Origin of the sequence: Patulibacter sp., assembly GCF_030655195.1 — a bacterium.
Taxonomy (GTDB): domain Bacteria; phylum Actinomycetota; class Thermoleophilia; order Solirubrobacterales; family Solirubrobacteraceae; genus Patulibacter.
Window position 1 is genome coordinate 1 of record NZ_JAURWA010000142.1, and the last position, 9100, is coordinate 9100.

9 protein-coding genes are annotated in these 9100 nt (G+C 74.6%); 5 read left to right on the top strand and 4 right to left on the bottom strand.

Annotation, left to right across the window (positions count from 1 at the left end; genetic code table 11):
* Together Q7T67_RS16170 and Q7T67_RS16175 are read right to left on the bottom strand one after the other, a co-directional pair.
* A partial coding sequence (locus Q7T67_RS16170; RefSeq protein ID WP_304791925.1) for a PRC-barrel domain-containing protein occupies window positions 1-745 on the bottom strand: 745 nt, incomplete at its 3' end.
* Window positions 746-983: 238 nt separating this feature from the next.
* Window positions 984-1442 carry an RNA polymerase sigma factor gene (locus Q7T67_RS16175; protein ID WP_304791928.1) on the bottom strand — a complete coding sequence of 153 codons (459 nt, stop codon included), beginning with the start codon at window positions 1440-1442 and terminating at the stop codon, window positions 984-986.
* A 320-nt stretch (window positions 1443-1762) separates the two neighbouring features.
* On the opposite strand from Q7T67_RS16175, the gene Q7T67_RS16180 reads away from it, so the two are divergent.
* Together Q7T67_RS16180 and Q7T67_RS16185 are read left to right on the top strand one after the other, a co-directional pair.
* Entirely contained in the window at window positions 1763-2425 is a 663-nt protein-coding gene (locus Q7T67_RS16180) for a DNA-3-methyladenine glycosylase I (protein WP_304791931.1), read from the top strand.
* Between the two features lie 223 nt (window positions 2426-2648).
* A complete protein-coding gene (locus tag Q7T67_RS16185) occupies window positions 2649-3107 on the top strand; it encodes a hypothetical protein (protein ID WP_304791934.1) in 459 nt (152 codons plus the stop codon).
* A 200-nt stretch (window positions 3108-3307) separates the two neighbouring features.
* Here the strand turns inward: Q7T67_RS16185 and Q7T67_RS16190 are convergent, their stop codons facing one another.
* Window positions 3308-4468 (bottom strand): PucR family transcriptional regulator, encoded by a 1161-nt coding sequence (locus tag Q7T67_RS16190; protein WP_370695412.1) that lies wholly within the window; start codon window positions 4466-4468, stop codon window positions 3308-3310.
* 184 nt (window positions 4469-4652) lie between these two features.
* Here Q7T67_RS16190 and Q7T67_RS16195 point away from each other — a divergent pair, with 184 nt between their 5' ends.
* The gene (locus tag Q7T67_RS16195; RefSeq protein WP_304791939.1) at window positions 4653-6239 is read left to right on the top strand and encodes an NAD(P)/FAD-dependent oxidoreductase; all 1587 of its coding nucleotides are present in this window, start codon (window positions 4653-4655) and stop codon (window positions 6237-6239) included.
* Window positions 6236-7084 carry an SDR family oxidoreductase gene (locus Q7T67_RS16200; RefSeq protein WP_304791942.1) on the top strand — a complete coding sequence of 283 codons (849 nt, stop codon included), beginning with the start codon at window positions 6236-6238 and terminating at the stop codon, window positions 7082-7084. Before Q7T67_RS16195 ends, Q7T67_RS16200 begins: the two co-directional genes overlap by 4 nt.
* A 9-nt stretch (window positions 7085-7093) precedes the next feature.
* Here Q7T67_RS16200 and Q7T67_RS16205 read toward each other — a convergent pair whose 3' ends face one another.
* Window positions 7094-7573 carry a MarR family transcriptional regulator gene (locus Q7T67_RS16205; protein ID WP_304791945.1) on the bottom strand — a complete coding sequence of 160 codons (480 nt, stop codon included), beginning with the start codon at window positions 7571-7573 and terminating at the stop codon, window positions 7094-7096.
* 72 nt (window positions 7574-7645) lie between these two features.
* On the opposite strand from Q7T67_RS16205, the gene Q7T67_RS16210 reads away from it, so the two are divergent.
* Window positions 7646-9100: MMPL family transporter (locus Q7T67_RS16210; protein ID WP_304791948.1), on the top strand; the 1455-nt coding region annotated here is incomplete at its 3' end.

Genomic DNA, 9100 nt, shown 5'->3' on the forward strand with positions numbered 1-9100 from the left:
CGGCGGCGGCCTGCTGGGCCCGGAGGTCGTCGTCCGGCGTCATCGCGTCGCGCCGGTCGGCCGCCGGGGTGACGTCGTCCCGCCCGTCGACGTCCGTGTCGCGGTCGTCGCGACGCCCGGACCCGGCGGCGACCCCGGCGGCGGTCGCCGCCGCGACGCCGGTGCCGTGCCCATGACCGTCGTCGTCCTGGGCGTCGTGCCCGTGGACGTCGGGGCCGTCCGGCCCGCGAAGGTCGTGGCCCCGGTCGTCCCGCCCGTGGACGTCGTCGCCCCGGTCGTCGTGCCCGAGGACGTCGCGGTCGTGGCGATCGTCGTGCGCGCCCCGGTCGTCGTGCCCCCGGAGATCGTCGTCCCGCCCGGCGTCGTCGGCGCGGTCGCGGGCGTGCTGCCCGTCGTCGGCACGTTCGCCGGGGCCGGCGGCGCCGGACCCGATGCCGTCGTCGATGCCGTAGTGCTCGTAGAGGCGGTGCTCGTCCTCGAGGGAGAGGTCGCCGTCGCGGTCGACGTGCGGGGCGTCGCCCACGAGCCTGCCGTCGACGGGGACCGCGATGCCGCCGTCGACCTCCCGCGCCCCGACCAGCGGGACGAAGTGGTGCTTGCGCCCGAAGAGCCCGGCGCTGACCGTCGCCCACGCGGGCTGGTCCGTCCGGGCGTCGAGGAACGCGTCCTCGATCGTGCCGATCTTCGTCCCGTCGCGGTCGTAGAGCTCGCGCCCGTGCCATCCGGCGACCTGTGCTTCGTCCATCTCGTCCGTCCTCTCGGTCCCGGAGGGGCCCGGGTCGCGGGGCTGCTACCCCTGCATCCCGCGCGCATCCGTGGGCGGACGGACGGGTCCCGGGGGGCCGCGGAGGCCCGCGCTCCGGGGGTGGGAGCCGGATCGGGCCAGGTCGCCGGGGAGCGGTGGGAGCCGGATCGGGCCAGATCGCCCAGGAGCGTCGAGCGGCGGGCGGGGCCGGGTCCGTGACGGTCGCCGGAGGGGCCGCTCAGGGTGCGTCGGGGTCCTCGGCGGCGTCCCGGCGCAGCCGCCGCAGGCCCTCGAAGACGTTGCGCCGGGCCGCCTCCTCCGACGTGCCCGCGACCCGGGCGACGTCGGCGTGGGAGAGGTCGGCGAGGTACCGCAGGCCGATCGCCTCGCGCTGCTTCGGCGGCAGGCCGGCGACCCGCGACCAGATCGTCCCGTCGCCGGGCTCCGGATCGTGCCAGGGGTCCGCGTGGTCCTCCGGCCGGCCGTGCGCGACCGGCTCGCGGCTCCGGCTGCGGGCGGCGTCGACGATCTTGCGCTGGGCGATCGAGAACAGCCAGCCCGCGACGGCCCCGGGATCGCGCAGCTCGTCGAGGTGCCGCAGCGCCGCGATCAGCGTCTCCTGGAACGCGTCCTCGCCCCGGTCGGGACCCAGCCGGGCGACGCAGAACCGCAGCAGCGCGGGCCCGTGGCGCTCCACGAGGACCTCGAAGGGGGGTGGTCCTCCCGCGGCGCGACGCACCCGGGACCGGGTGGCGGGGCCCGGCGGATCGGTCGGGCGGGGCTCGGGCGTGTCGGGATCGGTGGGCGTCACGGCACGGGTGGGACGCGGGCGCCGCGTCGAACGTGAGAATGGACGCGCGGCCCGTCGGCGCACCGATCCTACGAGGGTCCCCGCCCGCGTCCCGGCGCCGACCCACGATGCCCACCAGCCCGAGACCCCGCCCCCGCCGCGACGCCGCACCCGAGGAGGGGCCGCGGCCGACCGACGGCGACGCACCCGCGGATCCCGCGTCGCCGGTGGACCCCGACGGGTCTGCGCAGCCCGGGTCGCCCGCCGTCGGCGTGGTCGTCGGCGAGGACGGCCTGGCGCGGCCGTCCTGGGCGGCCACCGACCCGCTCATGCGCGAGTACTACGACACGGAGTGGGGGATGCCCGTGCGGGACGAGCGCGGCGTCTTCGAGCGCGTCAGCCTCGAGGCGTTCCAGGCCGGGCTCTCCTGGGCGACGATCCTGCGCAAGCGCCCGGCGTTCCGCGCCGCGTTCGCGGACTTCGATCCCGACGTGGTCGCGGCCTTCGGCGAGGACGACGTCGAGCGCCTGATGGCCGACGCCGGCATCGTTCGCAACCGGGGCAAGGTCCACGCGACGATCGGCAACGCCCGGGCCACGATCGACCTGCGCGCCGAGGGCGGTCTGCCCGCGCTGATCTGGTCGTTCCGGCCCGAGGCCACGCCGGAGCCCCGCACCATCGCCGAGGTCCCGACCGCGACCGACGAGTCCGCGGCCCTGGCGAAGGAGCTGCGCCGACGCGGGTTCAAGTTCGTCGGGCCGACCTCGATGTACGCGCTCATGGAGGCGATCGGGATCGTCGACACCCACCTCCTGGGGAGCCACCGGCGCGGGACCTCCGGGGTCTGGGCCGCGGCCCCGTCGGATCCTTCGGCCGACGCCGGCCGGTAGGGCGCCTCCGCGAGGTCCCACCCGGCCGGCCGGGCGCTTCCGCGACGTCCCACCGCAGGCGTCCGTCCCCCGTCCCCGATCGCACGTCTCGCCGCGGCGGCTGGTCGCGCCGGGGTCGCCCGTCCCGGGCGCAGCCGCCGGTCGACCCCATCGTCCTCGACGGGATCCCGCCCACGGCCTAGGCTGCGCGGACGTCCCTCGTCCCCGCCGGGAGTCCTCCACGATGTCGTTCCTGCGGATCTTCCGCCTGCCCCGCCCAGACCTCGCCGAGCTCCGGCGCGTCGTCGACGACCTGCCCGTGCACGTGCGCATCGCGATGCTCGAGGGCGTCCGGCACGAGCGCCTGATCGCGGGTGCCTACACCGACGACGGCGACGGCGTCTGTCCGATGCTGGCGGCGCACCGCCACGGCGCGCGGTGGTCGCACCCCGACTTCGCCCGCACGTGGGACGAGTTCGCCGAGGCCCCGATCGAGGGCTTCCGTGCTGCGAAGCCCCGGCACGTCGAGGCGCTCGAGGGCGCGCTGCGGGCCTCGATCGAGACCGAGTTGCGCACGCCGGAGCCCGAGCCGCAGGTCGAGGTGGCGGAGCGTCCCGAGACCTCCCGGAGCATCCCGACGCCGGCAGGGGACGCCGACGAGGTGGCTCCCCGCCGGACCGCCGGCGCGGTCGCCCACCGCTGAGCCGCCCCGCCCGGGCGCGGGCGACGCGGGCGGCATCGGGGTGCCGCCCGTCGTCCCAGGTCGTTCACCGGATCGGGGTCGACCGGCCGCCCCGTCCGGCGAGCGTCGGGCGTCCCGGTCCGGCACCTCGTACGAGCGGGTCGGCGAGTACGACCTGCCGCCCCTGACGGCCATCCGGGTGCGCTGAGGCGGCGAGCCCCTCACCGCGTCCCGAGCCAGCGCACCACCTCGAGCGCCACACCGACCTGGACCGTCCGCCCCGTCAGCGGGGCGGGCATCAGGTCCTCGGCGCGGCCCAGGCGGTTGAGGATCGTGTTGCGGTGGGTGAAGAGCTGCTCCGCGGTGCGGCTGGCGCTGAAGCCCTCACGGACGTAGGTGCGGACGGTCTCGCGCAGGTCCGACGGGGCGTCGGCGAGGTCGCCGAGGGTGCGCTCGGCGAACTCGCGGGCGCGCTCCTCGTCCTGCGTGGCCAGCGCGACGACCTGGACCTCGGCGTAGGACGCCAGACGGACGTGGTCGGGCGTGCGGTGCAGCAGGCGCTGGGTCGTGAGCGCGTCGAGGTGGCTGCGCCGGAAGCCGGCCAGTCCGTGGTCCGTCGTGCCCAGCGCGATCCGGGTGCCCGGCAGGTCCTCCATCGCGGCCCGGACGCGCTCGAGGTCGGGGCCCGCCGCGCCCGGGATCCAGACCCAGAGCGACGAGGCGCTCGCCGTGACGGAGAACGGGGCTCGCGCCCCGGCCGCCTGCGCCAGCGCCTCCGCCGCGCGGCCGAGGACGCCCTGGTCGGGGTCGGCGCTGTCGCTGAACACGACCGCCGCGGTGTGGTCCCGGTCCAGCGCGTACTGCAGCCGCGTCGACGCTCGTGCCTGCGCGATCGGTGCGCCCTCGAGGATCAGCGTCACGACCTCGAGGCGCTCCGCGTGCGTGCCGCGCGTCAGGCGCTCGCGCTCGCGCAGCACCTGGGCGGTGATCCCGGCGATCGTCGCGTCGACGAACGAGAAGATCGACCGGGCGGTGATGTCCAGCAGCTCGCTCAGCTCGTCGGGATCGGTGCTCAGGCGGAACGCGAGGGCCATCCACAGCCGCCAGGCCGCGTTCTGGCCCGTCCGGTACGCGTCGAGCGTCACGGCGTCGATGCCCCGCCGGACCATGTCCCGGGCGACGTTGACGACCTCGGGCCCCAGGTTCGGCGCGACCGGCGCGCCCGGGTCCCGCACGTTGGCCTCGGCCCAGTGCAGGAGGTTGGCCCGGTTGGCCCGCCGGATCGCCTCGACGATGGACGGGTCCGCCAGGACGGCGGGGTCGGTGTCGGCGAGGGTCACCGCGTCGACCTCGACGGCGACGTCCTCGGGGGTGGCGAGCATCAGCGCGCAGCCCTCGCGGATCAGCTCCGCGATCCGGGGGCTGGGGGCGGGCCAGGACGAGGTCGGCGTCGACACGGCACCAGCTTACGCCTCGAGGTTGGGCGTCGTGCACATCCGAACGTCCGATCGTGGGCATCTGCCTCGGGTAATCGGGGCCCATGAGGGTCATGCTGCAAGAACGCCCATGAGCTCCCCGACCGCCGCACCCACCAGCCCCGCCACCGAGACGTCCCACGTCGACGTCCTGATCGTCGGCGCCGGCCTGTCCGGCATCGGTGCGGCGCGCCACCTGCAGAAGGGCCACCCCGAGCGGAGCTTCGCGCTGCTCGAGGGCCGCGCGGCCAGCGGCGGCACCTGGGACCTCTTCCGCTACCCGGGCATCCGCTCGGACTCCGACCTCTCGACGTTCGCCTACGACTTCAAGCCGTGGACGGGCGCGAAGGCGATCGCCGACGGCGAGGACATCCTCGCCTACATCCGCGAGGCCGCCTCCGAGACCGGCGTGGACCGGCACATCCGCTACGACCACCGCGTGACCTCGGCGTCGTTCTCGACCGCCGACGCGCTGTGGACCGTCCGCGCGCAGCACGCCGGCCGGGAGATCGAGCTCACCGCCTCGTGGCTCTTCTGCGCCTCGGGCTACTACCGCTACGACGAGGGCTTCTCGCCGACGTTCCCGGGCGCCGAGGACTTCGCGGGCGAGATCATCCACCCGCAGCTCTGGCCCGAGGACTTCGAGGCCGACGGCAAGGAGATCGTCGTCGTCGGCTCCGGTGCCACCGCCGTCACGCTCGTCCCCGCGCTCGCGAAGCAGGGTGCGCACGTGACGATGCTGCAGCGCTCGCCCTCCTACGTCCTGCCGCTGCCGTCGACCGACCCGATCGGCGACCGCTTCCGCAAGTGGTTCGGCGACAGCCGCGGCCACCGCCTGACGCGCCAGAAGAACATCGAGCAGCAGCGCCTGCTGTACGCCTTCTGCCAGAAGTTCCCGGGCCAGGCCCGCAAGTGGATCCGCGGGATCAACAAGAAGTTCCTCCCCGACCACATCGACGTCGACGTCCACTTCAACCCGAAGTACGACCCGTGGGACCAGCGCCTCTGCGCCGTCCCGCACGGCGACCTCTTCCGCGCGTTCCAGAAGAAGAGCGCCGACATCGTCACCGACGGCATCGAGCGCTTCACGAAGGACGGGATCCTGACCGCGTCGGGCAAGGAGATCCCCGCGGACGTCATCATCACCGCGACCGGCCTGAACATGCTGCTCTTCGGCGGCCTGCAGCTCGACGTCGACGGGACGCCCGTCCAGATCCCCGAGACCCTGGCCTACAAGGGCTTCATGGGCTCCGGCGTGCCGAACTTCTCGTTCGCCATCGGCTACACGAACTCGTCGTGGACGCTCAAGATCGACCTCGTCTGCAAGTACTTGAACCGCGTCCTGACGCAGATGGACGAGGGCGGCTACGCGATCGCCGTGCCGGTCAACGACGACGCGGACGTCGAGACCCGGCCGCTGATGGACTTCAAGGCCGGCTACGTCCTGCGGGCGCTCGACAAGATGCCCAAGCAGGGCCCGTCGGCCCCCTGGCACCTGGCGATGAGCTACCGCGAGGACGAGAAGCACCTGCGCAAGGGCAAGGTCGACGACGGCGTGCTGCGGTTCGTCCGCAAGGGCGCCGCGCTGCCGACGTCGTACCCGGCGCCCCCGATCGCGAAGATCACCGAGGACGCACCGGCCCCGACCGACGCCGGCGCCGAGGCGGTGGCCGCATGAGCAAGGTCGACGGCAAGGTCGCCGCCATCACCGGTGCCGGCTCCGGCATCGGACGCGCCATCGCGCTCCTGCTCGCCTCGAAGGGCGTGCGCCTGGCGATCTCCGACGTCAACGCGGCGGGCCTCGAGGAGACCTCCGCGCTGGCGAAGGCCGCCGGCTCGCCCGACGTCCTGATCACGACGCTGAACGTCGCCGACCGCGAGGCGTTCTTCGCCTGGGCGGCCGAGGTCGTCGCCCACTTCGGCAGGGTCAATCAGATCTACAACAACGCGGGCGTCGCGCACTCGCGCCCGGTGCTGGAGTCGGAGTGGGAGGACTACGAGCGGGTCCTCTCGATCAACCTCTTCGGCGTCATCCACGGCACGCAGGCGTTCCTGCCGCACCTGATCGCCTCCGGCGACGGCCACGTCGTCAACGTCTCGTCGCTCAACGGGATCATGGCCCAGCCCGAGATGAGCCACTACTGCGCGTCGAAGTACGCGGTGCGCGGGTTCACCGAGTGCCTGCGCATGGAGATGGAGGAGGCCCGCCACCCCGTCGGCGTCACCTCGATCCACCCCGGCGGCATCAAGACGAACATCAGCTCCGCCGCGCTGCAGCACGCCAAGGACAGCGGCGCGGAGATCACGGCCAAGCACGAGGCCCGCGACAAGCTCTACCGCGAGAAGCTCCTGAAGATGGAGCCGGCGGAGGCCGCGCAGATCATCGTCAAGGGCGTCGAGGCGAACAAGGTGCGCGTCCTCGTCGGCAACGACGCGAAGGCGATGGACGCCGTCGTCCGCGCGATCCCGTCGAGCTACGGCAAGGTGCTGATCGCCGCGACCAAGCGGATGATGAAGGGCTGAGGGACGACCTCAGGGACGCGGCGTCAGCGCCTCGCGGGTGCTGATCGTCGCGTCGGTGACGTCGCGCAGGAACGCCGCGACGACCTCGAGCTGCTCCGGCGTGTACCGCTCGATCGCGCGCCCGAACGCCGCGCCGAGCGGCCCGAAGAACTCACCCGCCAGTGCGCTGGCGGCCGGCTGCATCTCGATGACGGAACGCCGCCGGTCGTCCGGGTCCGGGCGCCGCGCGACGTGCCCCGCCCGCTCCAGGCGGTCCAGCAGCGCCGTCGTCGCCGGGCGGCTCAGGTGCAGGGTCGACGCCAGCGCGGCGGGGCCCAGCGGCGTCCCCGACGCGGCGCCGTGGGCGATCGCGGCGAGCGCCGAGACGTCCGTCTGGTGCAGTCCGTGGGTCTCGCCGAAGACCGCCGCGAAGCGGATCGCCTCCTCGGACTGCCGGCGGAGGAGGTACAGCAGCGCGGTCCGGTCGATCGGTTCTGCGGGGTCCGGCACGGACGAAGTGTCCCGCACCGGACGAGTCCCCTGTGGTTCGTCCATGGAATCATTCCATGGTAGAACTCAACGATGGCCCCGTCCAGCCCCGCAGCGCCGCCCGACCCCGACGCCTCCCGCTCCGACGGGCCGCGACCCGACGCCCCGGCAGGCCGCCTCGCGCCGCTCCTGGCGCTCCTCACCGGTCGCCGGTCCAAGCTCGTCCCGCTCGCGATCGGGATCCTCGTCTCGGCCCTGCTGCTCGGCCTCGGCGGCTCCGCGGCCACCTCCGACGACCTCACGTCGTCCCTCCCGTCCGGTGCGGAGTCGACCGAGGTCGTGCGGCTGCAGGCGCGGCTGCCGCAGTCGCGGGAGCAGCCGGCGATCGTCGTCTACAGCCGTCAGGGCGGCGCCCTGACCGACGCCGACCGTCGCCGGATCGAGCGGGACCGCACGGCCCTGCAGGACCTCGCGACGGGTGAGGTCGCCCGCGCGGTCTACGCCCCGGGTGCCGGGGCCGCCATCCTCAGCGTGCCGCTGCGGTCGGTGCCCAGCGGCGGTGGCGGGGCCGGGGCCGACGAGCAGGCGCGCTCCGTCGAGCGGATCCGCGCCGAGGTCGGGAAGGACCTGCCGGGCGACCTGCGGGCACAGGTCACCGGCCCCGCCGGGTTCCAGGTCGACCTGTCGAAGGTCTTCGACGGCGCCGACGGTCTGCTGCTCGGGGTGACCGCCCTCGTCGTCGCCCTGCTGCTGCTGATCACCTACCGCAGCCCGTGGCTGTGGCTCGTGCCGCTGACGGTGATCGGCCTGGGGGACCGGGTCGTCTCGTCGCTCGTGGCGATCCTCAGCCGCGAGGCGGGCCTGGTCGCCGACGGCGCCACGACGGGGATCGTCTCGGTCCTCGTCTTCGGCGCCGGGACGAACTACGCCCTGCTGCTCGTCGCGCGCTACCGCGAGGAGCTGCGCCGGCACGAGGAGCGCCACGCGGCGATGCGCCACGCGCTGCGCCACGCCGCCCCCGCGATCCTGGCGAGCTCGGGGACCGTCGCCCTCAGCCTCGCCACGCTGGCCTTCGCGGGGCTGCCGTTCGACCGCAACATCGGCCTGGCCGGCGCCGTGGGCGTCGCGACCGCGGTCGTCTTCGTCCTGGGCCTGCTGCCCCCGGCGCTGCTGCTCTTCGGCCGGCGGCTGTTCTGGCCGCTGGTGCCGCGCTTCGGCGACCCCGATCCCGCGCGGACGGGCCTGTGGTCGCGGGTCGGCGTCGCGGTGACGGGTCGCCCCCTGCCGGTGGTCCTGGGCACCCTCGGGCTGCTCGTCGTGCTCGCGCTGGGCAGCCTGGGGGCGGACGTCGGGCTCTCGCAGTCCGAGCAGCTCCGCGACCGCCCGGAGTCGGTGCTCGGGCAGGAGACGATCGCGCGCACGTTCGGTGCGGGCGCCGCGGAGCCGACCGCGATCGTCGCCCGGGCCGGGGCCGCACGGGAGGTCGCACGCGTCGCGCGCGCCACCCCGGGCGTGGCCGACGCGACCGCCGGCCGGCGCGGCGACGGC

Bases quoted from the DNA above. Each gene is read 5' to 3' on its own strand.
- Q7T67_RS16185 (WP_304791934.1), top strand. From the start codon at position 2,649: ATGTCGTTCCTGCGGATCTTCCGCCTGCCCCGCCCAGACCTCGCCGAG.
- Q7T67_RS16190 (WP_370695412.1), bottom strand. From the start codon at position 4,468: ATGCTCGCCACCCCCGAGGACGTCGCCGTCGAGGTCGACGCGGTGACC.
- Q7T67_RS16195 (WP_304791939.1), top strand. From the start codon at position 4,653: ATGAGCTCCCCGACCGCCGCACCCACCAGCCCCGCCACCGAGACGTCC.
- Q7T67_RS16200 (WP_304791942.1), top strand. From the start codon at position 6,236: ATGAGCAAGGTCGACGGCAAGGTCGCCGCCATCACCGGTGCCGGCTCC.